At 68.5% G+C, this 26,360-nt stretch carries 26 protein-coding genes and 1 pseudogene; 13 read left to right on the top strand and 14 right to left on the bottom strand.

The features are described 5' to 3' along the window. Nucleotides 1–12 precede the first annotated feature (12 nt). Nucleotides 13–918: a KPN_02809 family neutral zinc metallopeptidase gene (gene ypfJ / locus ABT313_RS23515; protein ID WP_350857521.1), complete on the bottom strand. Its 906-nt coding sequence runs from the start codon at nucleotides 916–918 to the stop codon at nucleotides 13–15. A 64-nt stretch (nucleotides 919–982) separates the two neighbouring features. Here ypfJ and ABT313_RS23510 point away from each other — a divergent pair, with 64 nt between their 5' ends. Beyond that, entirely contained in the window at nucleotides 983–2,581 is a 1,599-nt protein-coding gene (locus tag ABT313_RS23510) for an ABC-F family ATP-binding cassette domain-containing protein (RefSeq protein ID WP_350857518.1), read from the top strand. 25 nt (nucleotides 2,582–2,606) lie between these two features. Beyond that, the gene (locus ABT313_RS23505) at nucleotides 2,607–3,377 is read left to right on the top strand and encodes an enoyl-CoA hydratase/isomerase family protein (RefSeq protein WP_350857515.1); all 771 of its coding nucleotides are present in this window, start codon (nucleotides 2,607–2,609) and stop codon (nucleotides 3,375–3,377) included. Here ABT313_RS23505 and ABT313_RS23500 read toward each other — a convergent pair. From ABT313_RS23500 to ABT313_RS23490, 3 genes are read right to left on the bottom strand one after another with little or no spacing between them, the layout of a single operon-like run. Then, a complete protein-coding gene (locus ABT313_RS23500; RefSeq protein ID WP_350857512.1) occupies nucleotides 3,374–3,817 on the bottom strand; it encodes an SRPBCC family protein in 444 nt (147 codons plus the stop codon). The genes ABT313_RS23505 and ABT313_RS23500 overlap by 4 nt on opposite strands. Next, nucleotides 3,814–4,152 (bottom strand): ArsR/SmtB family transcription factor, encoded by a 339-nt coding sequence (locus ABT313_RS23495; protein ID WP_350857509.1) that lies wholly within the window; start codon nucleotides 4,150–4,152, stop codon nucleotides 3,814–3,816. Before ABT313_RS23495 ends, ABT313_RS23500 begins: the two co-directional genes overlap by 4 nt. After that, nucleotides 4,149–4,589 (bottom strand): SRPBCC domain-containing protein, encoded by a 441-nt coding sequence (locus ABT313_RS23490; RefSeq protein WP_350857507.1) that lies wholly within the window; start codon nucleotides 4,587–4,589, stop codon nucleotides 4,149–4,151. The genes ABT313_RS23495 and ABT313_RS23490 overlap by 4 nt, the downstream gene beginning before the upstream one ends. A gap of 130 nt (nucleotides 4,590–4,719) precedes the next feature. Here ABT313_RS23490 and ABT313_RS23485 point away from each other — a divergent pair, with 130 nt between their 5' ends. Together ABT313_RS23485 and ABT313_RS23480 are read left to right on the top strand one after the other, a co-directional pair. Continuing rightward, the gene (locus ABT313_RS23485; RefSeq protein ID WP_502884012.1) at nucleotides 4,720–6,618 is read left to right on the top strand and encodes an ABC transporter ATP-binding protein; all 1,899 of its coding nucleotides are present in this window, start codon (nucleotides 4,720–4,722) and stop codon (nucleotides 6,616–6,618) included. Further along, nucleotides 6,618–6,794 carry a hypothetical protein gene (locus tag ABT313_RS23480; protein ID WP_350857504.1) on the top strand — a complete coding sequence of 59 codons (177 nt, stop codon included), beginning with the start codon at nucleotides 6,618–6,620 and terminating at the stop codon, nucleotides 6,792–6,794. The genes ABT313_RS23485 and ABT313_RS23480 overlap by 1 nt, the downstream gene beginning before the upstream one ends. Here ABT313_RS23480 and ABT313_RS23475 read toward each other — a convergent pair. From ABT313_RS23475 to ABT313_RS23465, 3 genes and pseudogenes are all read right to left on the bottom strand, one after another. Next, entirely contained in the window at nucleotides 6,735–7,289 is a 555-nt protein-coding gene (locus tag ABT313_RS23475; RefSeq protein WP_350857502.1) for a hypothetical protein, read from the bottom strand. The two genes, ABT313_RS23480 and ABT313_RS23475, sit on opposite strands and share 60 nt — an antisense overlap. Nucleotides 7,290–7,356: 67 nt before the next feature. Continuing rightward, a pseudogene (uppS, locus tag ABT313_RS23470) lies at nucleotides 7,357–8,034 on the bottom strand (polyprenyl diphosphate synthase). Between the two features lie 77 nt (nucleotides 8,035–8,111). Next, entirely contained in the window at nucleotides 8,112–9,188 is a 1,077-nt protein-coding gene (locus ABT313_RS23465) for an ATP-dependent DNA ligase (RefSeq protein ID WP_350857499.1), read from the bottom strand. Nucleotides 9,189–9,392: 204 nt separating this feature from the next. Between ABT313_RS23465 and ABT313_RS23460 the strand changes: the two genes are divergently transcribed. The 5 genes from ABT313_RS23460 (at nucleotide 9,393) to ABT313_RS23440 (ending at nucleotide 11,846) form a co-directional block, all read left to right on the top strand. Further along, on the top strand, nucleotides 9,393–10,319 hold the full coding sequence (locus tag ABT313_RS23460; protein WP_350857497.1) for an FHA domain-containing protein: 927 nt from the start codon (nucleotides 9,393–9,395) through the stop codon (nucleotides 10,317–10,319). Between the two features lie 44 nt (nucleotides 10,320–10,363). Beyond that, nucleotides 10,364–10,663 carry a hypothetical protein gene (locus tag ABT313_RS23455; RefSeq protein WP_350857494.1) on the top strand — a complete coding sequence of 100 codons (300 nt, stop codon included), beginning with the start codon at nucleotides 10,364–10,366 and terminating at the stop codon, nucleotides 10,661–10,663. After that, entirely contained in the window at nucleotides 10,660–11,073 is a 414-nt protein-coding gene (locus ABT313_RS23450) for a MerR family transcriptional regulator (RefSeq protein WP_350857491.1), read from the top strand. Before ABT313_RS23455 ends, ABT313_RS23450 begins: the two co-directional genes overlap by 4 nt. Then, complete coding sequence (locus ABT313_RS23445; RefSeq protein ID WP_350857488.1) at nucleotides 11,070–11,405, top strand: YnfA family protein; 336 nt, start codon at nucleotides 11,070–11,072, stop codon at nucleotides 11,403–11,405. Before ABT313_RS23450 ends, ABT313_RS23445 begins: the two co-directional genes overlap by 4 nt. A gap of 150 nt (nucleotides 11,406–11,555) precedes the next feature. Next, entirely contained in the window at nucleotides 11,556–11,846 is a 291-nt protein-coding gene (locus tag ABT313_RS23440) for a hypothetical protein (RefSeq protein ID WP_350857485.1), read from the top strand. A 503-nt stretch (nucleotides 11,847–12,349) separates the two neighbouring features. On the opposite strand, the gene ABT313_RS23435 is transcribed toward ABT313_RS23440, so the two are convergent. Further along, nucleotides 12,350–13,102, bottom strand: a complete 753-nt coding sequence (locus tag ABT313_RS23435) for a phytanoyl-CoA dioxygenase family protein (RefSeq protein ID WP_350857482.1) — start codon at nucleotides 13,100–13,102, stop codon at nucleotides 12,350–12,352. Between the two features lie 107 nt (nucleotides 13,103–13,209). On the opposite strand from ABT313_RS23435, the gene ABT313_RS23430 reads away from it, so the two are divergent. Continuing rightward, nucleotides 13,210–14,001, top strand: a complete 792-nt coding sequence (locus tag ABT313_RS23430; RefSeq protein WP_350857479.1) for a helix-turn-helix transcriptional regulator — start codon at nucleotides 13,210–13,212, stop codon at nucleotides 13,999–14,001. On the opposite strand, the gene ABT313_RS23425 is transcribed toward ABT313_RS23430, so the two are convergent. From ABT313_RS23425 to ABT313_RS23405, 5 genes are all read right to left on the bottom strand, one after another. Then, on the bottom strand, nucleotides 13,945–15,819 hold the full coding sequence (locus ABT313_RS23425) for an ABC transporter ATP-binding protein (RefSeq protein ID WP_350857476.1): 1,875 nt from the start codon (nucleotides 15,817–15,819) through the stop codon (nucleotides 13,945–13,947). The two genes, ABT313_RS23430 and ABT313_RS23425, sit on opposite strands and share 57 nt — an antisense overlap. Nucleotide 15,820: 1 nt before the next feature. Next, complete coding sequence (locus ABT313_RS23420) at nucleotides 15,821–16,648, bottom strand: ABC transporter permease (RefSeq protein ID WP_350857473.1); 828 nt, start codon at nucleotides 16,646–16,648, stop codon at nucleotides 15,821–15,823. Continuing rightward, a complete protein-coding gene (locus ABT313_RS23415; protein ID WP_350857470.1) occupies nucleotides 16,645–17,640 on the bottom strand; it encodes an ABC transporter permease in 996 nt (331 codons plus the stop codon). The genes ABT313_RS23420 and ABT313_RS23415 overlap by 4 nt, the downstream gene beginning before the upstream one ends. A gap of 4 nt (nucleotides 17,641–17,644) precedes the next feature. Further along, on the bottom strand, nucleotides 17,645–19,315 hold the full coding sequence (locus ABT313_RS23410) for an ABC transporter substrate-binding protein (RefSeq protein ID WP_350857467.1): 1,671 nt from the start codon (nucleotides 19,313–19,315) through the stop codon (nucleotides 17,645–17,647). 79 nt (nucleotides 19,316–19,394) lie between these two features. Then, the gene (locus tag ABT313_RS23405) at nucleotides 19,395–20,390 is read right to left on the bottom strand and encodes a LacI family DNA-binding transcriptional regulator (protein WP_350857464.1); all 996 of its coding nucleotides are present in this window, start codon (nucleotides 20,388–20,390) and stop codon (nucleotides 19,395–19,397) included. A 145-nt stretch (nucleotides 20,391–20,535) separates the two neighbouring features. Between ABT313_RS23405 and ABT313_RS23400 the strand changes: the two genes are divergently transcribed. Both ABT313_RS23400 and ABT313_RS23395 read left to right on the top strand, forming a co-directional pair. Beyond that, nucleotides 20,536–22,992 carry a beta-galactosidase gene (locus ABT313_RS23400; protein WP_350857461.1) on the top strand — a complete coding sequence of 819 codons (2,457 nt, stop codon included), beginning with the start codon at nucleotides 20,536–20,538 and terminating at the stop codon, nucleotides 22,990–22,992. After that, nucleotides 22,989–24,074: a Gfo/Idh/MocA family protein gene (locus tag ABT313_RS23395; protein ID WP_350857458.1), complete on the top strand. Its 1,086-nt coding sequence runs from the start codon at nucleotides 22,989–22,991 to the stop codon at nucleotides 24,072–24,074. The genes ABT313_RS23400 and ABT313_RS23395 overlap by 4 nt, the downstream gene beginning before the upstream one ends. 1 nt (nucleotide 24,075) lies before the next feature. Here the strand turns inward: ABT313_RS23395 and ABT313_RS23390 are convergent, their stop codons facing one another. Continuing rightward, nucleotides 24,076–25,041 (bottom strand): zinc-binding dehydrogenase, encoded by a 966-nt coding sequence (locus ABT313_RS23390; RefSeq protein ID WP_350857455.1) that lies wholly within the window; start codon nucleotides 25,039–25,041, stop codon nucleotides 24,076–24,078. A gap of 92 nt (nucleotides 25,042–25,133) precedes the next feature. On the opposite strand from ABT313_RS23390, the gene ABT313_RS23385 reads away from it, so the two are divergent. Then, entirely contained in the window at nucleotides 25,134–26,354 is a 1,221-nt protein-coding gene (locus tag ABT313_RS23385) for an ROK family transcriptional regulator (protein WP_350857452.1), read from the top strand. Nucleotides 26,355–26,360: the final 6 nt, after the last annotated feature.

The raw sequence follows: 26,360 nt of genomic DNA, 5'->3' as shown, positions 1-26,360 counted from the left end.
CGGGCGGTTCTGTTAGAGCGGGTTGGCGGACCAGGTGTCGCAGGCGGTCATGTCGCCGGAGTCCATGCCTTTCTGGAACCACTTCATGCGTTGGGCGGCGGTGCCGTGGCTGAAGGACTCGGGGGTTACCTGGCCCTGGGTCTTCTGCTGGATGCGGTCGTCGCCGACGGAGGCGGCGGCGTCGAGGCCGCGGGCGATGTCGTCGTCGGAGAGCTCGGTGATGAGCGGCTGGCCGCTCTTGTTCGGGACCGTGGTGGCGTGGTTGGTCCAGATGCCGGCCAGGCAGTCGGCCTGGAGTTCGGAGCGGACCGAATCCGAGGACGGGCCGTTGCGGGTCTTGATCCGGTCGAGGATGCCGTACAGGTTCTGGATGTGGTGGCCGTACTCGTGCGCCACGACGTACGCCTCGGCGAACTCGCCGCCGCGGGCGCCGAGGTCGGTCTGCAGCGTCTCGAAGAAGCCGAGGTCGAGGTACACGCGCATGTCCGGCGGGCAGTAGAACGGGCCGACCGCGCTGGTGGCCGGGCCGCAGCCGGTGTTCACCGAGCCGTCGAAGACCCGCATCGGCGCCCGGGTGTACTTCTTGCCGCGCCGGGGCAGCTCCGCGGCCCAGAAGCTCTCGATCGAGTTCTGGTAGAAGACGAACCGGCAGTTCGAGTTGGCCTGCAGGTCGGTGCCCTTCTTGCAGGCGCTCAGGTTGCCGGGTGCCGTGTTCTGCGAGACCGGTTCGTCGGCGCTGCCACCTCCGCCTGGCAGGCCGCCGGTCAGCAACAGGATGACGACCAGCAGGATGATGCCGCCGATGCCGCCGCCGACCGGGATCATCCCGCCGGGCAGCCCGCCGCCACGTCCGCCGCCGCTCCCGCGGGTGTCCTCGACACCGCTGGTGTCGAGATCCGCGTCCGGATTGAATTTCATGCCACATACACTAGATGAGCAAACGCGGCTGAAGCTCTAGCGAAAAGGACCCCTGCGAACCCCGATGATCACTGTTTCCAATCTCGAGGTTCGCGTCGGTGCCCGGCAGTTGCTGGCGCCTGCGTCGTTCCGGGTCGGTCCCGGCGACAAGGTCGGGCTGGTCGGCCGCAACGGCGCCGGCAAGACGACCCTCACGAAGATCCTGGCCGGTGAAGGCCTGCCCGCCAGCGGTTCGGTGACCAAGTCGGGCGAGATCGGCTACCTGCCGCAGGACCCGCGCACCGGCGACCTCGAAGTACTCGCCCGGGACCGGATCCTGTCCGCGCGCGGCCTCGACGACGTCGTACGACGCCTGCGCAGCGCCGAGAAGTCGATGGCCAGCGCCGACGAGAAGACCCGCGCCAAGGGCATGCGCCGCTACGAGCGCGCCGAGGCCGACCTGCACGCCGCCGGCGGGTACGCCGCGGAGTCCGAGGCCGCCCGGATCGCGGCCAACCTCGGCCTCCCGGACCGCGTCCTCGGCCAGCCGCTGGCGACCCTGTCCGGCGGTCAGCGCCGCCGCGTCGAGCTGGCCCGGATCCTGTTCGCGCAGGCCGAGACGCTGCTGCTCGACGAGCCGACCAACCACCTGGACGCGGACTCGATCATCTGGCTGCGCGACTTCCTCAAGTCGTACGCCGGTGGCGTGATCATGATCAGCCACGACGTGAACCTGCTCGAGGAGACCGTCACCCGGGTCTTCCACCTGGACGCGAACCGGGCCGAGATCGACGTCTACAACGTCGGCTGGAAGGCGTACCTGACCCAGCGCGAAACCGACGAGCGCCGGCGTAAGCGCGAGCGCGCGAACGCCGAGAAGAAGGCCGACCAGCTGGTCAGCCAGGCGAACAAGATGCGCGCCAAGGCGACCAAGGCCGCGGCGGCCCAGCAGATGCTCCGCCGCGCCGAGCGGCTGATGTCCTCGCTCGAGGACGAGCGCCAGGCGGACCGCGTCGCGAAGATCTCGTTCCCGACGCCGGCCCCGTGCGGCAAGACGCCGCTGATGGCGCGCGAGCTGTCGAAGTCGTACGGCTCGCTGGAGATCTTCACCGACGTCGACCTCGCGATCGACAAGGGCTCCCGCGTCGTCGTGCTCGGGCTGAACGGCGCCGGCAAGACCACGCTGCTGCGGATCCTCGGCGGGATCGAGAAGGCCGACACCGGCGAGATCGTCGACGGCCACGGCCTCAAGCTCGGGTACTACGCCCAGGAGCACGAGACCCTCGACGTGAACCGGACCGTGCTGGAGAACATGAAGTCCGCCGCTCCGGACCTGAACGAGACGCAGGCCCGCAGCGTGCTCGGCTCGTTCCTGTTCACCGGCGACGACTCGGACAAGCCGGCCAGCGTGCTGTCCGGCGGCGAGAAGACCCGGCTCGCCCTGGCGACCCTGGTCGTGTCGGCGGCGAACGTACTGCTCCTCGACGAGCCGACCAACAACCTGGATCCGGCCTCACGGGCCGAGGTGCTGAACGCGATCCGCTCGTACACCGGCGCGATCGTCCTCGTCACCCACGACGAGGGTGCCGTCGAGGCGCTGGAGCCGGAGCGCGTCGTACTGCTCCCGGACGGCGTCGAGGACCTCTGGTCGAACGACTACGCAGACCTGGTCTCGCTCGCCTGATTACTTCCGAGTAATATCCGGTGCCATGACGGATCTCGGACTGCGGTTCTCGGTGGACGGCCCGGTTGCGCGCGTGGTGCTGGACCGGCCGGAGGTGCGCAACGCGCAGACGCCGGCGATGTGGAGCGCGCTGGCCGACTTCGGTACGTCGTTGCCGCCCGAGGTGCGCGTGGTCGTGGTGTCGGGGGAGGGGCCGTCGTTCTCGGCCGGCCTCGACCGCCGGCTGATGGTGGGTGCTCCCGTCGACGGCCAGGAGCCGCTGCTCACCCTCGGCGCGAAGCCCGAGCCCGAGCTGCTGGAGCTGATCGCCGCGTTCCAGGGCGGGTTCTCCTGGCTGCGGCGCCCGGAGGTCATCAGCATCGCGGCGGTCCAGGGGCACGCGGTTGGCGCCGGGTTCCAGCTCGCGCTGGCCTGCGACTTGCGCGTGGTGACCCCGGATGCCCGCTTCAGCATGCGCGAGCCCGCGCTCGGCCTGGTCCCCGACCTGGGTGGCACGCAGCCGCTGGTCCAGCTCGTCGGCTACTCGCGGGCGCTCGAGCTGTGCGCGACGTCCCGCTGGGTGGAGGCGGCCGAGGCGCGGGAGATCGGTCTGGCGAACCTCGTCGTACCCGCCGAGGAGTTGGCGGCGACCGTGAAGGACCTCACCGACGCGCTGCTCGGCCCGCTGCCGGGTGCGATCCGCGAGACGAAGGCGTTGCTGCTCGGTGCCGCGGACCGCACCTACGAGGACCAGCTGAAGGCCGAGCGCGAGGCTCAGTCGCGGCGACTGAAGGAGCTCATCGCCGCGCTGGGCTAGTGCCAGTTGCTGACGAGTACGTCGTTCGGCGCGGGCTCGCCCTTGCCGGTCTCGACGTACTGCTTGAGGCTCATCAGGAACGTGGCCCACTTGGTGCTGCAGTGGTACATGAACTCGACGGGCTCACGCCAGCCCGCCTGCTTGAAGAGCACGATCGTGTACTCGTCGGTCTGGGAGAGCTCGAAGGTCACGTGGGTGCCGATCCATTCGTCGGGGCCGCCAACGACCTCCCAGTGGACGAGCTCGCCCGGGGTGGTTTCGAGAACCTTCATGTCGAACCCGTCGCCGCCCGCGGTGGCGAAGCGGAACGCGATGACATCGTCGACGTCGCCGGTGGTGTCCTCGGTCCACCAGCCGGCCAGGCCGTCGAGGGTGGTCAGTGCGGAGTACACGTCCTTCGGGGACGCGATGATGCCTACGCGGTGCAGGATGTCGTTCATTGCTGTGCCTCATCTCTGGTTTTCTGGATCGTCTCGGCGATCCGCTTGATGCGCTGCAGCCGCCGGTCCCAGGCGTCGGTGACGTCGGTCAGCTGGTTGATCGCGCGGGCGAGTTGCGACTCGTCCACGGTGTAGCGGCGTTCGCGTCCGGACGGTGCGGAGTGCACCAGCCCGGTCCGCTCTAGTACGGCGAGGTGCTTGGCGACTGCCTGGCGGGTGACGGGCAGCTGGTCGCTGAGGCTGGTCGACGTACCGCCGCCGTCGGCGAGCAGCAGGTCGAGCATCCGTCGCCGGGTGGGGTCACCGATCGCCGACCAGAGCTCGTCGTCGATCACGGCCGGTTCGCCAGTCCTTCGGCGTACGGCGTGAGGCGGGGCAGGAAGTAGTTCCAGCCGCTGGTGTGGTCCTCGAACTGGGCGTCGGACTTGGCGGCCTCGTCCCACCCGGTCTCGGCGAACCGGACGAGGGTGCCGCCGTCGACCGGAACGAGGTCGAAGGTCACGAGCAGCGAGTTCTCCGGGGTAGCGGTCTCGCCGTCGTAGTCCCAGCGGAAGGTGAACCGGCGCGGCGGCTCCGCCTCGACCACCGTGACCGGCACGACCAACGTGTCGTCGGCCTGCCGAAAGCCGACCGTCCCGCTGGCGCCGGCGACCGGCTTGAGGTCAACCTCGTCCGGCCACCACTCGCGCAGGTGCTCCGGCGAGCTGACCACCTCGTAGACCACCTCCGGGGTAGCCTCCACCCGAATCTCCCGCTCGATGCTTCTGGCCATGACCCTCATCCTTTCGCAACCTTTTGTTGCACATGACTGTAGCTGACGGGTCGGCGGATGCGCAACCATAAGTTGCGGGAAGCGTGGATGGGGCTCAGGCGTTGGCAACGTTCAGACAGGGAGGAGCGGGATGTCCGGAATGATGCGTCCCCCGATGGGCGCGATGGGCTGGCGGCGGCAGGACGCGTCGATCGCCGGGCAGAAGCTGGCGAAGGGCACGCTGCCGCGGATCGCGCGGTTCGCGAAGCCGTTCCGCTGGCACATCGCGGCGTTCCTGCTGCTGGTGATCGTGTCCGCGGTGCTGGTGATCGCGTCGCCGCTGCTGTTCAAGAAGATCGTCGACGACGGGATCTCGAAGGGCAACGCGGGCCTGGTGACCGCGCTGGCGCTGGTGGTCGCCGTACTCGCGGTCTTCGAGGCGCTGCTCGGCCTGATCCAGCGCTGGTTCTCGGCGCGGATCGGGGAGGGGCTGATCTTCGACCTGCGGACGCGGGTGTTCACGCACGTCCAGCGGATGCCGATCGCGTTCTTCACCCGCACCCAGACCGGTGCGCTGGTGTCCCGCCTCAACAACGACGTCATCGGCGCCCAGCAGGCCTTCACCTCCACGCTGTCCGGCGTGGTCTCGAACATCATCAGCCTGATCCTGGTCGTCGGCGCGATGCTGGCCCTGAGCTGGCAGCTGACCGTGGTCGCGATCCTGATGCTGCCGATCTTCCTGATCCCGGCGCGGGTCCTCGGCCGCCGGCTGGCCGCGATGACGCGTGAGCAGATGAATCTGAACGCCGAGATGTCGACCGCGATGACCGAGCGGTTCAGCGTCGGCGGCGCGTTGCTCGTCACGCTGTTCGGCAAGCCGCAGCTCGAGACCGCGGACTTCGGCGAGCGCGCCGGCCGGGTCCGCGACCTGGGTATCCGGATCGCGATGCTCGGTCGGGTGTTCTTCACGGCACTGACGCTGGTCGCGGCGCTGGCGACGGCCCTGGTGTACGGCGTGGGCGGCAACCTCGCCGTACGGCAGACGCTGACCGTCGGGACACTGCTCGCACTCGTCGCGCTGCTCGGCCGGCTCTACGGGCCGCTGACCGCACTGTCGAACATCCGCGTCGACGTGATGACCGCGCTGATCTCGTTCGAGCGTGTCTTCGAGGTGCTCGATCTCGAGCCGATGATCAAGGACGCGCCGGACGCGGTCGACGTACCCGACGAAGCAGCCGGCGTCGAGTTCGAGCATGTGGCGTTCGCCTATCCGACCGCGGAGCAGGTCTCACTGGCCAGCCTCGAGGCCGTCGCCGTACTGGACAAGCGGGTCTCGGCCCAGGTCCTCGAGGACGTCAGCTTCGTCATCCGCCCCGGCCAGATGGTCGCGCTCGTCGGCCCGTCCGGCGCGGGCAAGACCACGATCACCAACCTGGTCGCACGGCTGTACGACGTGACCGGGGGAGTCGTCCGGGTCGGCGGCAAGGATGTCCGCGACGTCACGCTGCAGTCGCTGCACGACACGATCGGGTACGTCACGCAGGACGCCCACATGTTCCACGACACGATTCGCGCCAACCTGCTGTACGCCAAGCCGGACGCGACCGAGGACGAGATGATCGGCGCGCTCACCGCGGCCCAGATCTGGGATCTCGTCTCCGCCCTGCCGGACGGTCTCGACACGGTCGTCGGCGACCGCGGTCACCGGCTGTCCGGTGGCGAGCGGCAACGACTCGCGATCGCCAGGTTGTTGCTGAAGGCACCGAAGATCGTCGTACTCGACGAAGCGACCGCACACCTGGACTCCGAGTCGGAGGTCGCCGTTCAGCGCGCGCTCGACACCGCGCTGGAGGGGCGCACCTCGCTGGTCATCGCGCACCGGCTGTCGACCGTGCGGGACGCCGACCTGATCCTGGTCGTTGACCACGGCAACATCGTCGAGCGCGGCACGCACGAGCAGCTGCTCGCCGCGGGCGGCGAGTACGCTGATCTGTACCACACGCAGTTCACAGAATCCGGTGCAGTGTCCGGCACGGCGGCAGGTGTCTGATGATCAGGTTCGGGCTCGTTCTCGCAGCGGGGTACGCCGGCTTCAAGCTCGCGTACCACTCCGAGGACGGCCGCCACTACGGCCGCACGGGTGAGCGTGCGGTCAGGACGACGCTGTCATTGCTGATCGCGAGTCTCGCCGGCGGCGTCACCTACGCGGCCCTGCTGTCGCACTGACGCGACCTTCTCGGTGTCGTGCTCGAGCAGATGGAGCACGGGGACGCCGAGATGCCGGCGCGCCGAGTTGGTCCAGTCCAGATGGAAGAACTCGGCCACGATGTGCGGGCGGGTCAGGATGATGACCTCCCGCCCCTGGGCCTGTTGCACGGTCGCGACCAGGGCGTCGATCGGCCGCTCGTGCGAGATCCCGCCTTCGGCGTGCTGGCCGAGGTCGCGGAGCCGCTGGACGCTGCGCCCGCTGCAGCCCTTGGCCTCGGTGTCGATCGCCTTCTGGGCCTCGGCGAGGTCCTCACGCTGACCGGCTAGTCCAGGCCCGTAGAGGTCCGCGGTGCCGAGCGCGCTGATCGAGGCCTCGACGCCGGCTTCGGCGTTGTGGCATGGCACGAGCACGTGGTACGTGACCGGCTCCGGCATGTCGTTGTGCAGTTCGACGACGCGTTTCGCGTCGGGCTCGGACAGTTCCTGTTCGACGAGCAGTACGACGTCGTACATCGCGCAAACCTCCGATGCTTACCAGTCGGTATACCTCCCATAGTGCCCCGAACCGGTCCGAAAATGTTCAACTGGAACGTTGCAGTTTGCGTCTGCCGTAGGTCCTGAGGGCGCGGAGCAGATCGACCTCGCGGAACGCGGGCCAGTACAGGTCGCAGAACTCGATCTCGGAGCGAGTTGCCTGCCACAGCAGGAAGTCCGACATGCGTAGCTCGCCGCTGGTCCGGATCACCAGGTCGGTGTCCGGCAGGCCCGGCACGTAGAGATGCCGGCCGATGTCCTCCTCGCTCAATGAGTCTGCGACGTCGTCGAGTCACCGGCCGTTGGCCGCGGCCTCGTCGAGCAGCGACCGGACGGCGTCCACAAGCTCGAGCCGTCCGCTGTAGCCGATCGCGATCGTGAGGTCTCCCGCCTCACGACCCCGGCTGAGCTCAACCGCTTCCTTCAACGCCCGAGCTGTTGAATCAGGCAACAAATCCAGCTGGCCCGCCAGGTGCAGTCGCCAGCGATGGTCGCGGCGGACATGATCCGCGAGGACGGTCTCGGTCAGTTCCATCAAGTAGCCGACCTCACCTGACTCCCGCTTACGCAAGTTGTCGGCCGACGCGACCCAGGCGGTGACACACCGGACCCCGGCATCCGCACTCCATTGCAGGAACTGCTCGAGATGCTTGGCGCCGAAGCGGTGACCGACACGCACGTCGTCGTAGCCGGCTCCGCGCGCCCACCGGCGGTTGCCGTCCATGACGATCGCCACATGTTCAGGCCGCGGTAGTCGGGCGAGCTGACGGCGCAGTCGCGCGTTGTAGATGCTGTAGAGCATCAGCGTTGCGCGCTCGAGAGGACGTCGGCCAGGTCGAACTTCACCGGCTCCTCCAGCTGCTCGTACGTGCAGGACTCCGGTGTGCGGTCCGGACGCCAGCGGACGAACTGCGCGGTGTGGCGGAAGCGGATGCCTTCCATGTGGTCGTAGCGGACCTCGACGACGAGCTCCGGCCGCAGCGGGACGAACGACAGGTCCTTGCCGGCCTGCCAGCGGCTGCCTTCCGCGTTCCGCGGCGTACGGACGCCTTCCTCCTGTTTCGCCCACGCCCACGGGTGCTCGTCGAAGGTCGTGACGAGCGGCTGCATCTCCTGGAACAGCTCCTTGCGCCGCTCGAGCGGGAACGCGCCGATCACGCCGACGCTCGCGAGGGTGCCGTCCTCGTTGTAGAGCCCGAGCAGGAGCGAGCCGATCCGGTCCTCGCCGCTCTTGTGCACGCGGTAGCCGGCGACGACGCAGTCCGCCGTACGCTCCGGCTTGATCTTGAACATCGTCCGCTTGTCCGGGATGTAGGTCCCGTCGAGCGGCTTCGCGATCAGCCCGTCCAGGCCGGCGCCCTCGAACTGCTCGAACCACTGCGTGGCGATCTCGTGGTCGGCCGTCGCGGGGGTGACGTGGATCGGCGCCTTCACGCCGGCGAGCGCGTCGATCAGCGCCGTACGACGCTCGGCGAATGGTCGCTCCATGTAGTCGTCGTCACCGAGCGCGAGCAGATCGAACGCGACGAACCGGGCCGGGGTCTTCTCGGACAGCATGTTCACCCGGCTCGCGGCCGGGTGGATCCGCTGTTGCAGCACCTCGAAGTCGAGCCGGTCGCCGGACTCGCCGATCACGATGATCTCGCCGTCGATCGCGCAGCGCTCGGGGAGATTCGCCTTCACCGCCTCGACCAGCTCGGGGAAGTACCGCGTCATCGGCTTCTCGTTCCGGCTGCCGATCTCCACCTCGTCGCCGTCGCGGAAGATGATCGACCGGAATCCGTCCCACTTCGGCTCGTAGCTCATCTCGCCGCGCGGGATCTCCTTCACCGGCTTGGCGAGCATCGGTTTCACCGGCGGCATGACAGGCAGTCGCATCCCTGCATTCTGTCCCACCCCACCGACAGTCTCCAGCAACGCCTCTGGTGGACAGTGAACCTGACCGCCACGGACAATGAGGTGTATGACCCTACTGATGCCACGCCTCCGGCGCGGCGGGTCATGGGGCTGTGACTCCCGGTCTTCCCTCGTCGCTCCGGTCGCTTCGCTCCCTACGCTCCTCAGTCCAGACCGGGAGGCCCCATGACCTCCGTGCCGGTGGAGGGGACGCGTCCGTCGGACGCGGAGCGCGACCGCGCCCTCGCCGTACTGCGCGACGGCGCCGGCACCGGGCGACTGTCGCACGACACCTTCATCCGCCGGATGAACTTCGTCCTGCGAGCCCAGAGCCGCGGCGAACTGGCCGACGCCATCCGGGACCTCCCACCCACCGAACCCCGCCTCCGCACGTGGACCCGCGCATTCCGCGCCCAACTGCCCCGCCTGAAGGTACAGCGCCCCACAACCCCGAACGCCCGAACCAGCGCCCACCCCCACAACCCCACCGCCTACGGCGGTACCGCCCCGACCTACCGTCCGTCGGCCCATGACGCCTCGGCCTACGGTCCGCCGGTCTCGGACGGCCCCGCCTCGGCCTACGGGGCGGCTGCCCATGGCGGCCCGGCCTCGGCGTACGGAGCGGGTGCCGACGGCCGCCTGGTCCCGGGCGGACGGGCAGGGGAGCGCCCGCAGTACCCCGCCTACGGTCCTGCCGCCCATGGCGGCGCGGCTGGGACGGCGCAGCCGGCGCGGGTTGCGCCGCGCGCGTCGCGTGGTGCCCGGTTTGATCCGGTTGGGGTTGTTGCCTCGTGGCTCGACAGGCTGCCGCAGGTGAGCTTGGTGCGGCCGACGGCCGCCGTACCGCTGCCCGGTCTGGCGCTGCCCGCGCCGGGCTCGCCGACGGTACGGATCGGGCGCGCCGCCGGTGCGACGCTGCGGATGCCCGACGAGTCCGTGTCGCGGCACCACGCCGAGCTGCGGTACGTCGACGACGGCTGGATGCTCCGCGACCTCGGCTCGATGAACGGCACCACCGTCAACGGTCTCCGCATCACCACCACGGTCCGCGTCCGGCCGGGGGACCGGGTCAGTTTCGGCGCGGTCGCGTACGTGCTGACGTGGACCGGCTGACGGGCTTGCATCCGGTACTTGGGTACAGGTTTACCGTCGATCTCATGGACGATCTGATCTGGGCACCCGACGCCTGCACGTTGCCGACCGCGGAACGCCCGTTCCGCGTCGCCGAGTTCGACCAGCTGTTCGCCGAGCATCTCCGCGGTTCCGACCGCGTGGACGCGCAGACCCTCGAGCTGACCCTCGATCCCGCATCCCGCGCGACTGTCGAGGACCTCACCGCCCGCGAGACCGAATGCTGCTCGTTCTTCACCTTCACGCTGACCTCGGACGCCGACCACCTGCTGCTGCGAATCACAGTCCCACCCACGCAAACCGCCGTACTCGACGGACTGCTATGAGATCGAGCGAGCTAGCCGCCGCAGCCGGCGTCAACCTCCAGACCCTGCGGTACTACGAACGCCGCGGCCTACTCGACGAACCCGCGCGCAGCCTCGGCGGGCACCGCATGTACCCGTCGGAAGCGGTGACGACGTTGCGAGTGATCAAGGCCGCCCAGCGACTCGGCTTCACGCTCACCGAGGTGTCCGACCTGCTCGACACTGCCCGCCACCGCCACGCCCAAGGCGAGGGAGCCGGCCTGCAGACCCGCGCCCGCGAGAAGCTGACGGACGTGGAAGCCAAGATCGCCGACCTGACGGTCATCGCCGAGACCCTCCGAGCCGGCATCGCAGCCGGCTGCGACGACCTAGAGACTTGCGCCGGCAACCCCAACTGCCCCCTCCCGTTCCCCGAGATCGGCCGCCCGTGACGGTTCTGAAGTCTGTCCTGTTGTTCGTGCTAGCGGCGGTGGCGGAGATCGGCGGCGCCTGGCTCATCTGGCAAGGCTGGCGCGAACATCGCGGCATCCTCTGGATAGCCGCCGGAATAGTTGCCCTAGGCGCCTACGGCTTCGTGGCCACCTTCCAGCCCGACCCCAACTTCGGCCGAATTCTGGCAGCCTACGGCGGCATCTTCGTAGCCGGCTCCCTAACCTGGGCAGTCATAGCAGACCACTTCAAACCCGACCGCTACGACCTCCTGGGCGCCGCAATCTGCCTCCTCGGCGTCGCCGTCATCATGTACGCCCCCCGCAACAGCTAGTCCAGGATGCGCTGGAACAGGCGGCGTACCAACTGAAGGCGGGCCCCGGCGAGGACCGGAAGTTCGTGCTCTCCGGCGGATTGACCCCGCAGTACGCCAAGCTGCGACGAGGCTCGGGCGCTGCGCCCGCGCGGAGTCTGGGGGAGCGTCGTGGGGGTTGATGTGGTACTGAACGCGGTCAGTCAGCCGGGCACGAGTTCGAGGCGGCGGCGATTGACTCGGCTCGACGGCGTAGCAGATTCGGGCGACGGGTTCGCTGGGATCTGTGGGCGAAGCAAGCTGCCGATGCTGCGCCGGATCGATCCGTACGGCGATCTGGTTCTCACCTCGGCCGAGATGCCGCAGTTCCTCGACGAGGTGGAGATCGAGCTGCAGCTGCCGGCCGTCGACGAAGGACGCACATCACCTCGCCGCGCGCTGCGCGACGGAGCCGTCGACTGAACTCCGCCTCCAAGGTACGGCAGGACCGATGCGCATGCTGACATTCCGAGGTCGCGCAGGCCAACCTGCAACCGGGCCGGAGGTGGACGACGACGGGACTTGGGGAGGATCGTGTACCGAATTGGGTAGACGATCTTCCCCAACCTCGCTTTCCCTACGGCGCCGCCGTGCTTCGGCAGACGTTGAGGCGGACCGCCACCACTCAGCAAACCTGCGGAACCGGCGTCGAAGAGAGGTGGCGCGGGCCTGAGGCCACCGGGCTACCTTCGGTTGGTGAGTGGCTCACGTCCGAACCACGCCTTAGCCGAGGCGCTTGCTGACGTAGTTCTGCTGCCGTCCGTGCCGTTCCGGTCGAGCACCGCACCGGCTCACCTCTTGCGGCACGGCACCTAAGCCAGCCACCAGTCCAAATCTCTTCTCTTCTTGTTCTTTCTTCAACCTCCCGCTCTAAGGGCTAGCCTCGACTTCTGAATAGCACTCTTCTGAACGCCCTCTACTCTTCTTCAGCGGTCGGCGATGTTTTGGCCGGATTTGAGGAAGGGGTCGAAGGAGCCGTGGGCGCCCTGGCCGTCTTTGGAGGGGATGATTTCTTTGGAGTATTGGGCCAGGTAGACGCGGCGGTGGCGGTCGGTTCGGTTGGGGCCGCTGCGGTGGATGACGACGCTGGAGAAGACGACGATGGAGCCGGCGGGGGCGGTCATCGGGAGGCCGGGGTCGGGGCCGAAGTAGCAGACCAGGTCGTTGAGTTCGGGGTCCTGGATGTGCTTGATGTAGGACCGGATGCCCGAGCGGGAGTACGGCAGCAGGTAGACGGAGCCGTTCTCCTCGGTGACGTCGTCCAGAGCGATCCAGCAGGTGAGGTACGGCGCGTGGTCCTCGTGCACGTAGCCGGAGTCCTGGTGCCACGCGAAGGCTGTGTCGGGGTCGCCGGCCTTGATCACGTACTGCTCCCAGAACAGCCATGCGTCGTCGCCCAGCGTCGCCCGGCAGATCTCCGCCATCGTGTCGCTGAACAGGAACTGCCGCAGCTCCGGCCGGTCCTGGTAGATCATGCTGCTGAAGTACCGCTTGCCCCGGTGGTTGATCCCGAGCGAGTCGGTGCCCGCGGCATCCATCGCGGCGTCGAGCTTGTCGATCGAGTACTGCGCTCCGCCGCGCAGCAACTCGAGCTGTTCGTCGGTGAGCACCCGCTCCAGCACGAAGTACCCCTCGTCGCGGAACTGGGCCAGGTGCTCGGGCGTGACCAGGTCGTTCATGGCGTCCTCCGGTGAAATCGGCTTACCGGAAACGCTAGGCGCGCAGCACCCGGCGAAGAATGTCTGACCGCGACCCGGACATGAACATTTTGGCGTAGCCTGCGCCAATGAGTCAGCGCACGATCGTCACGATCGCCGAGGGGCCGGAGACCAGGCTCGGTCGGCTGGTGCTTGCGGGCGAGGTGATCGACTCCGAGCCGATCATGTCGTCCGCGCTCCGGGTGATGGACGGCTACGTGTTGTCGGTGCTGATCGATGGCGAGGGCAACTATCGCGACGCCGACGGTCGGGCCGAGCGCATCACGGCAGGCGCTCACACGATCGTGCCGCCCGGGTTCCCGCACACGTACCACACCGATCCGGGGGAGCGGTGGACCGAGCTCTTCGTCGTGTTCACCGGCCCGCTGTTCGACTCGATCCAGCACCTGTCAGGTCCGGCAGGTCCTCGGTACCCGGTCCCGCTGCCGGCGATCGAAGCACTCCGCACCGTACTGCGAGCACCGCCCAAAACCCGTCGCGCCGCCGAACACCAGTTGGTGGCGCTGGCCGACTGGCTCGTCGACGTGGAGGACACCGCGGACGACGTGAGCATGGAGATTCTGGACGCGATGGGCCGCCTCGCCGACGATCTCACCGCAAGCACGGACCTCAGAGCAGTAGCGGCCGAGGCCGGCCTGAGCTACGACACCTTCCGCCGCAGATTCGCCAAACAGGTCGGCCAGACGCCGGCCGCGTTCCGCAGCGAACGACGCTTGCAGGCTGCGGCAACGCTGCTACGCCTGACCGACCTCACCCACCGCGAGATCGCCCGGACCCTCGGTTTCGCGGACGAGTTCCACCTGTCACGCCGATTCCGCGCGCAGTTCGGTGTCTCCCCGCGCGACTACCGCCGTACCTGAGGCGCCGGGCCGGGGGATCGCCGCGAGCAGCTTCCGGGTGTACGGATCCTTGGCCTCACCAATGACCTGCAGCGTCGGACCGCGTTCGACCATCACGCCCTCGTTGAGCACCATCACCTCGTCGGCCAGCAACCGCGCGCTGAGCAGGTCGTGGGTGATGTACAGCATGGCGATGCCACGATCGCGCACCAGCTGGTCGAGCAACGCGATGATCTCCGCGCGGATCGACACGTCCAGCATCGAGATCGGCTCGTCCGCGATCACCACCTCGGGCTCGGGCGCCAGCGCCCGCGCGATCACGACCCGCTGACGCTGCCCGCCGGACAGCTGATGCGGCAACTTGTCCAGGTACTGCGCTGCCGGCGACAGCCCGACCGTCTCGAGCAACTCGCCCGCCCGCACCCGCGCCGCGGCCCCGCTCAATCCGAGGTGGTTGCGCAACGGCCGGGACAGCGCATACGCCACCGTCCGCGTCGGATTCAAAGCCGAGAACGGGTCCTGGAACACCAACTGCACATGCCGCCGGTACTTCCGCAGCGCCCTCCGCCGCAACCGCCCGACCGAGGTGTCGCCGAACCAGATCGCTCCAGTTGTCGGACGCTCCACACCGGTCAGCATCCGCGCGATGGTGGTCTTGCCCGACCCGCTCTGCCCGACCAACGCGGTCACCTGCCCCGGCCGCAGCCCGAACGACACGTCGTCGACGGCCGTGGTCCCAGTCGTCCGAAGCCCGCGCCGGCTCCGGTACACCTTGCTGATCCCGTCCACCACCAGCACAGGCTCCACGTCGGCCAGCTCGGACCGGCCGGCCTCGAACACCTGGTCCCGCGGCGCTGCGGTGTTGTCGAGCGCTGCCCGGTCGCCCATGGACTCCTCGACGAGGATGCACCGGACCTGACCACGCCCCGCGGGCAGCAGATCGGGATGCACGGTCCGGCATTTGTCCACGGCGACCGGGCAGCGCGGCTGGAAGAGGCAGCCGGCGTACGACTGCGACAGGTCCGGCGGGCGCCCCGGGATGAACTCGACCTCGACGACCTCGTCGCGCGGATCGGCGTACGAGCCGAGCAGACCGGCGCTGTACGGATGCAGATGCCGCGACACCATCTCCTCAGCCGGCTGGTCCTCGACGATCTCCCCGGCGTACATCACCATCACCCGGTCGGCCAGCTCCATCACCGTGCCGAGGTCGTGGCTGATGAACAGTACGGCGAACCCGAGCCGCGCCTGCAGCACCCGCAACCGGTCGAGGATGTCGCGCTGTACGACGACGTCCAGCCCGGTCGTCGGCTCGTCCAGCAGCACGAACCGCGGCTCCAGCGCCAGGGCCAGCGCGAGCGCGACCCGCTGCTTCATCCCGCCGGACAGCTCGTGCGGGAACCGGCTCAGCACCGACCGGTCCAGCGACACCATCTCCAGCAGCTCGCCGGCCCGCGCCCCGACATCGCCGTCGGCGCCGTGCGCCTCGAAGGTGTCAGCGAACTGCCGGCGGATCGTGATCACCGGGTTCAGCGAGTTCATGCTCGACTGGAAGACCGTGGACAGGTCGACCCAGCGCAACGACCGCAGCTCGTCCTCGGAAACGGTCGTCACATCCCGGCCGTCGAAGACGATCGACCCGCCGGTGATCGCGGCCGGCTTGTCCAGCAGCCGCAGTACGGCGTTGCCGAGCGTCGACTTGCCGCACCCGGACTCGCCGAGCAGACCGACGAACTCGCCGTCGCGGACCTCGAAGCTGACCCCGTCCACGGCCCGTACGGCGGCCGAGTCGCGCGGGCTGTACGTGACGCTCAGGTCGCGGACCTCGAGCAGCGCCATCTCAGTCCTCCCTCAGATGTGGGTTGCTCAAGGCATCGATCCCGAAGTTCATCAGCGTGAACGACGTGATCAGCAACGCCAGGACCAGGCCGGGCGCCACCAGCCACGCCCACTGCCCGGTGGTCAGCGCGCCGCCGAGGCTGGCCTGGTTGAGCATCGTCCCCCAGCTGACCGTCTGCGGATCGCCGAGCCCGAGGAACGCCAGGCCCGCCTCCGCACCGATCGCGCCAAGGGCAGCGCCCATGAAGCCGACCACGATCAGCGAGATCATGTTCGGCACGATCTCGAACGCGATGATGCGGGCCGTGCTGTCGCCGGCGAACTTCGCCGCGGTGATGTAGTCCCGCGTCCGCAGCGTGATGATCTGCGCGCGCTTGATCCGGGCGCCGTACGCCCAGCCGGTCACGGTGATCACGACGATGATGAGGCCGAGGCCCTTCACGGGCGCGTACCCGGCCAGCACCACCATCAGCGGTAGCACGGGCACGACGAGGCCGAGGTTGATGAAGAACGACAGCACCTCGTCCACCACACCGCGCAAGTATCCGGCGGTCAGACCGACGGCCATTGCGATCAGCGTGCTCAGTACGCCGGCCACTAGCCCGACGACGAGCGACGTACGAGCGCCGTACACGAGCTGCGAGAACACGTCCTCGCCGCGCGCCGTCGTACCGAGCCAATGCGCGCCGGACGGGCCCGCGGAGGCCGCGAAGTCGGAGTCCCGCGGACCGTACGGCGCGATCACCGAGGCGAACACCGCGATCAGGATGAACGCGGCGAGCATGATCATGCCCGCGCGGCACTTGCGGTTGCGCCACAGGATCGTCATGGCGCCTCCGCCCGTCGCACCCGCGGATCCAGGAACCCGTACGTGACATCGGCGAGGAAGTTCGCGATCAGTACGCCGATCGTCGTGAACAGGAACAGCGCCTGCATCAGCGGATAGTCCTTGTTCGACACGGCTTCCAGCAGCAGCCGGCCGAGCCCGGGGTAGTTGAAGATCGTCTCGACCAGCACGGTCCCGCCCAGCAGCCCGCCGAGCGCGATCGCGAACCCGGTGACGTTGGGCAGGATCGCGATCCGCGCGCCGTACGTCAGCGCGATCCGTCGCCGCGGCAGACCCTTCGCCCGGGCCAGGCGTGCGTAGTCCTCGCCGAGCGTCTGCACCATGTTGTTGCGCATCCCGATGATCCAGCCGACCGGCCCGGTGATCAGCAAGGCCAGCGCCGGCAGCACGCTGTGCTGGAACGCGTCGGAGAAGAACAGCCAGGTCCAGCTCGGACTGCTGCCGCCGCCGTACCCGCCGCCGTCGGGGAACCAGTTCAGCGTGATCGCGAACACGAAGATCAGCACCAGCGCGATCCAGAAGAACGGCAGCGTGCCGACGAACGTCGAGCCGAGCGTGATGACTGAGTCGACCCGCGAGTTACGCCGGTACGCCGCCCACGCGCCGAGCAGCGTGCCGATCGCGAACGAGGCGATCTGGGTGACGCCGACCAGGATCAGCGTCCACGGCAAGGCGGTCGCGATCATCGAGGTCACGGAGTACGGGTAGTACGAGTACGAGACGCCGAACTGCCCGTGGACGACGGCACCCAGATAGTCCCAGTACTGCGAGAGCAGGTTCCCGTCCCGGGTGCCGAGCATCTTGCGGATCGCGGCCAGCTGGACCGGATTGACCGCCTGCGTATTGCCCTGGAGCCGCGACAGCAACGCCTGGGCGGGATCCCCCGGCTGGAGCCGGGGGATCAGGAAGTTCAGCGTCACCGCGGCCCACAACGTGGCCACGAAGAAGCCGGTCCGCCGGAGGAAGTACAGCATCGCCTCAGCTCCCGGCCGGGACCAGGTGGGTCAGCACGACCTGCCCGTTACCGCCGTCGGCGTACGGGTCCTCCGCACTCGGCCAGCCCTCGGCCTTGGTGGTGTCGTACTGGAACCACTTGGCGCCGTACCAGATCGGGATCGTCGGCACCTGGTTCATCATGATGTCGACCAGCCCGGCGACGGCTTCCTTCTGGGCCTTCTCGTCCGGCGAGACCTGCAGCGTGTGCAGCAGTTCGTCGGTCTTCGGGTCCTGCCAGCGAATCTCGTTGCTGGCCGCTTTCTTGCCGATCGGCGCGGTCCGTGCGCTGTTCAGCGGGTCGGCGAAGTTCGCGTACATGTTGCAGCCGCCGCCGAAGACGCCGAACGTCATGTCGTAGTTGCCGGTGGCCCGGTCCTGGTTGTTGGCGTCAGGTGTCGGCGTGTCCTTGGAGACGGTCATGCCGAGCGCCTGGAGGTTCTTGATCAGGATGTCGGCGGCCGCCACCCAGTCGACGTACGACCCGGGAACCTTGAAGCTGAACGAGATCGGCTTGCCGTCCTTGCCCAGACGCCGGCCCTTGCTGTCCTTGGTGTAGCCCGCCTCGGTCAGCGCCTTGTCGGCCGCCGCGGCGTCGTACCCGATCCGGCCCTCATCGGCGAGACCCTGCGGCAGCCAGTCCTTCTGACCTGGTACGACGAGGCCGCTCTGGCTGGCCTGTGTCACGTACCCGAGCTGCGCCTTGTCGATGACCTGCTTGTCGTCGAAGGCGGTCGTCAGCGCCTTGCGGAACCCGACGTCGTTGAACGGAGCCTTGGTCAGGTTCATGTACACACTGATGACGCCACCAGGCGCGTACCAGTAGTGGTGGTGCTTCGGGTCGCGGTCGACGTACGCCTTCTTGATGTCCTGGACGAACATCGCGTTGGTGTCGTACTCGCCGCGGCTCAGCTTGAGCTGCTCGACCTGCCCGCCGGCGTCGGCCTTGTTGAACCGGAGCTCGTTGACCTTGATCTTGTCGGCCTGCCAGTAGTCCGGGTTGCGCTCGACCACCAGCTGCCGCGGGTTGAACGACTTCAACTTCATCGGACCGGTGCCGACCGGCGCGGTCGCGTTCACGAACGTGGTCGGGTCGGCGACCTTCGACCAGACGTGCTCCGGCACGATCTTCACGCCGCTGACCTGCGTGAACGCCGAGGCACCGGGCTGCTTGAACGAGAAGGTGACCTTGTCGTCGCCGTCGGCCTTCACCGACGACAGGAACGTCCACACCCCTTGGGTGTCGAGGACGTCGAACTTCTTCAGCATGTTGAACGTGAACTCGACGTCCTTGGCCGTGAACGGTTGCCCGTCGTTCCACTTGACCCCGCTGCGGATCGTGTAGACCAGCGTCTTCGGGTCGGACCACTGGTACGCCGTGGCGAGCCAGGGGATCGCCTTGCAGCTGTACGTCTCGACGTACATCAGGCTCTCGTAGATGTAGTCGGCCGCACTGAGCTTGGTCGCGTCGAGGTACGGGTTGTAGTTGGCCTTCGGCGTGGTCCCGCCGCCGAAGTCGCCGTAGTTGAGGAAGTCGATCATCCCGGTGTCGGCGGACGACTTCTGTTCTCCTTCGGTGCCGGTACATCCGGTGAGCAGTAGTGCGCTGCTCGCTGCCAATGCGACGAGTGTCTTGCCCCAGGGTCGTCTGGTCATCCGGGAGTCCTCCATAAGGGTGTGTGGCGGTTTCCCCCTATCCCCGTTTCCCCTCCGGTAGCGCTTCAGGCCGGCAGGATCAGCGCGCACCTCCGCAGCCGCAGGACTCGCGCAGGACGAGCTGGGTCGGCAGGATGATGTCGCCGGGCTCCTGGTCCAGCGGCTCGGCCAGCAACCGTGCGGTGGTCGCGGCCAGCTCGCGGATCGGCTGCCGGACCGTCGTCAGCGCGGGGCGCGCCAGCGAGGCCATCGGCATGTCGTCGAAGCCGGTGATCGCGATGTCCTGCGGCACTCGCAGCCCGCGGCCGAGGGCGCTCAGCAGCAGGCCGAGCGCGGTCTCGTCGTTCGCGCAGACCACGGCGTCCGGCCGATCTGTTGCATCGAGCAACTGCTCGGCGGCGATCGCGCCGTCGGACTGCTGCAGGCCGACGCGGATCGGCTCGGACGGCGGTTTGCGGCGGGCCGACTTGTGCGCCGCGAGGAACGCCTCCCAGCGGGCCGTCACGTCGGGCGAGCCGTCCGGCATGCCGACGAAGGCGAGCCGGCGATAGCCGTGGTCGACCAGCAGATGGCGGGTCAGGGCCTTCATGTTGTCGTTGGCAACGCTGACCGAGGCCTGCGCGGCACCGGCTTCGCTGGCCATCACCACCACGCGGATCTGCGCCGCGATCTTGGCGATGGTCTCGTCCGAGACGGTGCCGCCGTGGATGGCCATCCCGTCGACACGGTCGGCCAGGTCGAGCACGGTTGCGTCGGTGTCGGCGCGCGAGTGCGACGCGAGCACGAGCACGCTGTCGCCGGTCTCGAGTGCTTCGGCCTCGAAGCCCTGGATCAGCTCGGAGAAGTACGGGCCCGAAAGTCCCGGAAATACAAGGCCCAGCGCGCCGTGGCGACGCTCGGCGAGTGCGCGGCCGAAGTGGCTGGGCTTGTAGCCGTGCTCCTCGATCACCCGCAGCACGCGCTCGCGGAGCTCGGGGGAGACCGGCACCGTGCCCCGCGACACCCGCGACACGGTCGCGGGCGAGACGCCGGCCATCTCGGCGACCCGGCGGAGGGTGACACGGCTGTTGCCCATCGGCTGAACTCCCGTTACGGTTGAAACCGGTTTCATGAGACCGGTTTCACGACCATAACCACGACCGTGCCGCAGAGGCAACAGCTCGCGGCGCGGCGCCCGATCTGGTGAGGACGTGCTTGTGAGGAACCCTCGAACGATACGGTTGGAGCGGCGCCGGCTCCTGGTGGACGGCGTACCGCGGATCCTGATGGCCGGCGAGGTCCACTACTTCCGGCTGCATCGCTCTGCCTGGGCTGATCGCCTCGACAAGCTCGTCGCGGCCGGGTGCGATGCGGTCGCCAGCTACATGCCCTGGCTCGTGCACGAGACAGCCGACGGCGTCGATCTGACCGGTGAATCCAGCGAGTATCGCGACCTGGTCGGCTTCCTGGAGTTGGCGGCGGAGCGGGATCTGCTGGTGATTGCCCGGCCTGGTCCGTTCGTGATGGCCGAGTTGAAGAACGAGGGTCTCCCGTTCCGGATCTATCGCGAGCATCCGGACGCCGTACCGCGGGGATGGGACGGCAAGCCTGCGGAGACTGCGACGCTCGACTATCTCGAGCCCGGATATCTGGCTGAGGCCGAGCAGTGGTACGCCGCGATCATGCCCGTGCTGGCGGAACGCCTTGTTTCCAAGGGCGGACCGGTGGCCGCGGTGCAGCTCGACAACGAGGTCGGGATGCTCTCCTGGGTCACGAACACGCCGGAGCTGACGGACCGCACGTTGGCCGACCTGGCCGTCTGGGCGTTTCGGACATGGGGGCGTGAGGGCAGCATCGCGCGGTACGGCGCCGATCCGGACGATCCGGACGGCTGGGCGGCGCAATGGCGGGCCGGCGGGACGGTCGACGGTACGGCGGCGCAGCAGTTGGCGCTGCATCATGATCTGGGCGCGCATCACCGCGACCGCTATGCGCAGTACCTGCTGCGGTTGCGGGAGGTCGCGATCGCGAACGGAGTCGACGACGTACCGTTCCTGGTCAATCTCCACGGGACGTACGCCGGTCGCGGACGGCATTTCCCGATCGGGATCAGCCAGCTGTCGAAGTCGTACGCCGGGGTGCCGCAGATGACCTCGGGCTCCGACCACTACATCGGCGAGCTCACGGTCGAGAAGGTGCCGGACCTGTATGTGATGAATGCGTTCATGGCGGCCGTCCATGACGTCGACCAGCCGATCACGTCGCTGGAGTTCGAGGCCGGGACGGGCGACTACGGCGAGGACCTGAGTTCGCTGACCAGTCCGGAGACGTCGGAGCTGAAGACTCGGCTCTGCGTTGCTCAGGGCAACCGGTTGGTCAACTACTACTTGTTTGCCGGTGGCCACAATCCGCCGCTGGACGTACCTGTTGGCGATGGCAACGACCGGATCGCCTTCACCGGTGAGCGACACGGGTTCGCGGCCCCGGTCGATCCCGAGGGCCGGCTGAGTTCGACGTACGCCGGGACGGCCTCGGCCGTGCGCGCCGTGCGGGGCGTCGAGCACCTGCTGGCGGGGATGGACGAGGAGTACGACGAGATCGTCCTCGGCTACGTGCCGGATCACTACCTGACGGAGTACTGTCACCCGTCGGCGACGGCACGCCGGGAGCAGGTGGGTGAGCTGGAGCGATACCGGGGGATGGGGCCGCGGGACATCCTCGCTCGTGCGCTGCTGCTCGGCGGGTATTCGTTCCGGGCGGTAGACCTGTCCGCGGCGCCTACCTCGGCCGGCGCTTCGCTCGATCCCGCGGGACCTGCGGTCGCACTCGCGACACCGCCGGTGCTCGGCCGGGCGATCCAGGAGCGGCTGGCTGCCTTTGTCCGGGCCGGTGGCCGGTTGCTGTTGCACGGGCGGGTGCCGGTCGCGGACGACGACGGTGCGCCGTGCACGATCTTGGCGGATGAGCTCGGGGTGAAGGTCGGCGCCACCGTCGAAGGCACACCACGCTACTTCCCGTCGGTGCGCGCGACCGCCTGGGCAGGCGATCGGCCGGAGGTTCGCGTGGGCATGCTGGAGTACCTGGTCAGCGATGGCGAAGTGCTGGTCGAAGACGTGGCCTCCGGGGCGCCGGTTGCCGTGGACCTGCCGGTCGGCCGGGGTGAGCCGGTCGGTGGTGACGTGCCTGGCGGTGGGGGCGGTGGGCGAGCGGTCGTGCTGGCGTGCGACTACCCGTGCCACCTCGACTTCTGGCGGCTGCTGCTGGAGCGCCTCGGCGTCCGGCGCCGGATAGTTGCTGAAGGCAACACGCCGGGCCTGGTCGTGACGAGCACGGCCGACTCCGATGGGCAGCGGTTGGTGCACCTCATCAACGTCGCACCTGTCGCGCAGTCGTTCTCGCTGACGGTGGGTGGGGTGGCGCTCGAGCTCGGGCTGGGTGCCCGCGAGGGGCTCGTCCTGCCGTTCGACGTACGGCTCGACGACGCCGTACTGCGTTGGTCCACCGCGGAGCTCGACGGCCGGGGCGACGGCTCGACCGTACTGCTCCGGCGTACGTCGGCAGCGGGCAGCGCACTGATCGAAACCACGCGGGAGGTCGCCGTGGACGACAACGCAACCGCGGCTCGCGGCGAGCAGGGGTGGCTCATCACCTGGCCCGCCGACGGAACCACCGACCGTCTGACTGTGAGGCTCTCATGAATATCGGCGTACTAGGACTTGGCAGTGTCTTCTCCGGGCCGTACGCAAGCCTGATCACCAAACTCGAGCAGGAAGGTCGCGTCCGCCTCACCGCCGGCTACGACCCCGATCCGGCCAAGCGGTCCGTGGCGGCGGAGCGGTTCGGGATGGACACGTCGTACAGCGCTCCGGCCGAACTGTTCGATGATGTCGACATCGTGCTGGTCCTCACGAGCATGAACCAGCACGGCTCGCTCGCCCGCGCGGCGCTCGAAGCCGGCAAGCACGTACTCGTCGAGAAGCCGATGTCGACCTCGTTGGAGGAAGCCCGCGCGCTGCTCGACACGGCCGCGGAAGCGCCCGGCCTGCTCGTCTGCGCGCCGCACATCGTGCTGTCGCCGACGTACCAGGAGATGCACCGGCGGGTCAGCGCCGGCGAGATCGGCGACCTCCATCTGGCCCGGGCCCGGTACGGCTGGTCCGGGCCGTGGTGGGGACGCTGGTTCTACGAGTCCGGGGGAGGGGCGCTGTTCGACCTCGGCGTTTACAACCTCACGAGCCTGTGCGGGTTCTTCGGCCCGGTACGTCGGGTGACCGCGATGGTCGGCACCGCCGTACCCAAGCGCGAGGTCAACGGTGAGCTGGTCCCGTCCCGCGCCGACGACAACGCTCACATCGTCCTCGACTTCGGGCAGGCGAGGTTCGCGTCGATCGCCACCGGGTTCACCATGCAGCAGTACCGCTCGCCTGCGATCGAGCTGTACGGCGCAACCGGCGTACTCCAACTCCTCGGCGACGACTGGGCCCCGAACGGCTTCGAACAGTGGTCGAACGACCGCGGTTCCTGGGAACTCGTCGGCGAGCGAGCCCCCCACTGGCCCTGGACCGACGGCCTACGCCACCTGGTCGACTCCATCGAATCAGGCACCCCGACAATCACCCGCCCCGAACACGCCTACCACGCCCTAGAAGTAATGCTCGCCGCCAAACAGTCCTCCGCGGAGGGCCGGGTAGTAGACGTAACCAGCCCCTTCCCACTTCTCACCTACAACACCCCCACCCCAAACCCCTCCCACCCAACCCACGACCCCCGCACCTCCTGAGTCACGGGAGCAGGATGACCTTGCCGGTGGTTGCGCGTTCTTCGAGGGCGCGGTGGGCGGCTGCGGCGTCGGACAGTGGGAAGGTAGTGGTGAGCGCCTTCCAGCGGCCCGAGATGGTTTCTTCCAGGGCGGCCGACTCGAGTTCACGTAGCTGGCGGGCGAGTTTGGCGCCGATGGCCCAGCCGGCGGTCAGGCCGCGACTCATCAGGTCCTGGTGGGTGAATTCGATCGCCCCGCCGCCCGACCAGCCGAACATGAACACCCGCCCGCCGACCCCCAGCAACTCGAACGCCTGTTGCCCGTTCGGCCCGCCGACCCCATCCAGCAGCACCGTGATCTCGGGCCCGTCCTTCAACGCCGCCGCCCACTCCGGATCCCGATAGTCCACCGCGTACTGCGCCCCCAGCGACCGCACGAGCTCGACCTTCTCGGGACCGCCGGCCAACCCGATCACGGTCGCCCCGACATTACGAGCCGCCTGCACGAGGTAGCTGCCGATCCCACCCGCAGCAGCAGTCACGAGTACGACGTCGTCCGCCGTCAGACGCGCCTGCCGGAGGATGCCGGCCGTCGTCCGCCCCGTCCCGATCGCCGCGACCGCCTGCGCTGCGTCCACGTGGTCGGGAATCTCGTAGAGCGACTCGACCTTCGCCACCGCCCGTTCGGCGTACCCGCCTGGCACCATGCCGAGATGAACCACGACCCGTTTGCCGACCCACGACGAGGAGACGTCCGGCCCGACCGCGCTCACCCGGCCGGCGACCTCGCGGCCCGGGATCGTCGGCAGCTCCGGCACCGGGATCGGGCTGCCGCCCGTCGTCCCCGCGCGGATCATCGTGTCGACGAGATGGACCCCGGCCGCCTCCACCTCGACGAGCACCATGCCGTCGGAGAGCGCCGGCTCCGGCACCTCTTCGTAGCGCAGGTTCTCCGCCGGACCGAACGCGTGCAGTCTGATTGCCTTCATGCCGGCCAACGCTAGAACCTCGACAATGGTTGAGGTCAACCACTGCCACTTCCTTACGTTGTGTACTAAAGTGCGATCCGAGGGAGGGTGACGTGGCGAAGATTCTGAGAGGTGCGACCGCGCAGGAGACCCACAGCGCGATCCTGGACCTGATCCGCTCCAGTGGCACGGTCACCCGCGTCGACCTCGCCGACCGGTCCGGGCTGACCGGTGCGTCGATCTCCCGCGTGGTCAAGCGACTGCTTGCCGACGGCCTGATCATCGAGACCGGGTACGGCGACCCGACGGGCGGCAAACGTGCCACGCTGCTGCAGTTCAACCCCCGCGCCCGGCACGCCGTCGGTATCGCGGTCGACACCCCGAGCACGACGTACGTCGTCACCGACATGAGCGGGCGGGTGATCGAGCAGCTGTCGTCGCGGGGGATCGGGAAGGACGCGCCGGCGACAGCCGTGCAGCGGATCACGGCCGAGCTTGAGGACCTGATCGTGAAGGCGGAGATCGAGCCGTCGACGCTGGTCGGCGTCGGGGTCGCGCTGGCCGGGCGGCAGGGGCGCGGCGGCACGCGGCTGCTGCGGACGGACTCGGAGAAGTACGCCTGGGAGCCGTTCGCCGTACGGGACACGCTGAAGGAGGCGATCGACCATCCGATCGTGGTTGAGAACGACTCCACCTGCGCCGCGATCGGCGAGTTCTGGGCGGGCAAGATCCCGTCGGTGAACGACTTCGCCACCGTCTACATGGCTGCCGGGTTCGGCCTCGGCCTGGTGACGAACGGCGACGTGTACCGCGGCTCGTCGTCGAACGTCGGCGAGATCGGGCACATGGTGCTCGACGTGAACGGCCCGCTGTGCTGGTGCGGCGGCCAGGGCTGCCTGGAGAGCCTGGCCGCACCCGCCGCCGTGGTCGCACGCGCCGGTGAGGACGAGCAGTTGGCGGACAAGCTCGGTCTCCGCGGCCGCCGCCTGTCCACCCGCTCCGACTTCGCGAAGATCGCCCGCCTGGCCGCGGCCGGCGACCCGCGCTGCGTCGAGCTGATCGAGGAGTCCGCCACCTATCTGGCCAAGGCGCTGCTCTCGATCACCAACCTGCTCGACCTCAACCAGATCATCCTCGCCGGCCCCGGCTTCAGCGAGGCCGGCGACATCTACGTCCGCATCGCCGCCCAGGAACTCAACCGCCTGTCCTTCGTCCGCGCCATGCACCCCACCCGCGTCGAGCTCTCCAAACTCGGCCCCAGCGCCGCCGCACTAGGCGCCGCCTCCCTCGTCCTCCACACCCAACTAACCCCCCACCAGAACACCCGCGCCTAAGCCACC

It is taken from the genome of Kribbella sp. NPDC000426 (assembly GCF_040300265.1).
In the GTDB taxonomy this organism is placed as follows: domain Bacteria; phylum Actinomycetota; class Actinomycetes; order Propionibacteriales; family Kribbellaceae; genus Kribbella.
The sequence above is the reverse complement of the archived record's forward strand: the minus strand, read 5'-3'. Positions and strand labels throughout refer to the sequence as shown.

Coding starts and splice junctions, on each gene's coding strand:
- ypfJ (WP_350857521.1), bottom strand. CDS start 918: ATGAAATTCAATCCGGACGCGGATCTCGACACCAGCGGTGTCGAGGAC.
- ABT313_RS23510 (WP_350857518.1), top strand. CDS start 983: ATGATCACTGTTTCCAATCTCGAGGTTCGCGTCGGTGCCCGGCAGTTG.
- ABT313_RS23505 (WP_350857515.1), top strand. CDS start 2,607: ATGACGGATCTCGGACTGCGGTTCTCGGTGGACGGCCCGGTTGCGCGC.
- ABT313_RS23500 (WP_350857512.1), bottom strand. CDS start 3,817: ATGAACGACATCCTGCACCGCGTAGGCATCATCGCGTCCCCGAAGGAC.
- ABT313_RS23490 (WP_350857507.1), bottom strand. CDS start 4,589: ATGGCCAGAAGCATCGAGCGGGAGATTCGGGTGGAGGCTACCCCGGAG.
- ABT313_RS23485 (WP_502884012.1), top strand. CDS start 4,720: ATGTCCGGAATGATGCGTCCCCCGATGGGCGCGATGGGCTGGCGGCGG.
- ABT313_RS23480 (WP_350857504.1), top strand. CDS start 6,618: ATGATCAGGTTCGGGCTCGTTCTCGCAGCGGGGTACGCCGGCTTCAAG.
- ABT313_RS23475 (WP_350857502.1), bottom strand. CDS start 7,289: ATGTACGACGTCGTACTGCTCGTCGAACAGGAACTGTCCGAGCCCGAC.
- ABT313_RS23465 (WP_350857499.1), bottom strand. CDS start 9,188: ATGCGACTGCCTGTCATGCCGCCGGTGAAACCGATGCTCGCCAAGCCG.
- ABT313_RS23460 (WP_350857497.1), top strand. CDS start 9,393: ATGACCTCCGTGCCGGTGGAGGGGACGCGTCCGTCGGACGCGGAGCGC.
- ABT313_RS23455 (WP_350857494.1), top strand. CDS start 10,364: ATGGACGATCTGATCTGGGCACCCGACGCCTGCACGTTGCCGACCGCG.
- ABT313_RS23450 (WP_350857491.1), top strand. CDS start 10,660: ATGAGATCGAGCGAGCTAGCCGCCGCAGCCGGCGTCAACCTCCAGACC.
- ABT313_RS23435 (WP_350857482.1), bottom strand. CDS start 13,102: ATGAACGACCTGGTCACGCCCGAGCACCTGGCCCAGTTCCGCGACGAG.
- ABT313_RS23430 (WP_350857479.1), top strand. CDS start 13,210: ATGAGTCAGCGCACGATCGTCACGATCGCCGAGGGGCCGGAGACCAGG.
- ABT313_RS23425 (WP_350857476.1), bottom strand. CDS start 15,819: ATGGCGCTGCTCGAGGTCCGCGACCTGAGCGTCACGTACAGCCCGCGC.
- ABT313_RS23420 (WP_350857473.1), bottom strand. CDS start 16,648: ATGACGATCCTGTGGCGCAACCGCAAGTGCCGCGCGGGCATGATCATG.
- ABT313_RS23415 (WP_350857470.1), bottom strand. CDS start 17,640: ATGCTGTACTTCCTCCGGCGGACCGGCTTCTTCGTGGCCACGTTGTGG.
- ABT313_RS23410 (WP_350857467.1), bottom strand. CDS start 19,315: ATGACCAGACGACCCTGGGGCAAGACACTCGTCGCATTGGCAGCGAGC.
- ABT313_RS23405 (WP_350857464.1), bottom strand. CDS start 20,390: ATGGGCAACAGCCGTGTCACCCTCCGCCGGGTCGCCGAGATGGCCGGC.
- ABT313_RS23395 (WP_350857458.1), top strand. CDS start 22,989: ATGAATATCGGCGTACTAGGACTTGGCAGTGTCTTCTCCGGGCCGTAC.
- ABT313_RS23390 (WP_350857455.1), bottom strand. CDS start 25,041: ATGAAGGCAATCAGACTGCACGCGTTCGGTCCGGCGGAGAACCTGCGC.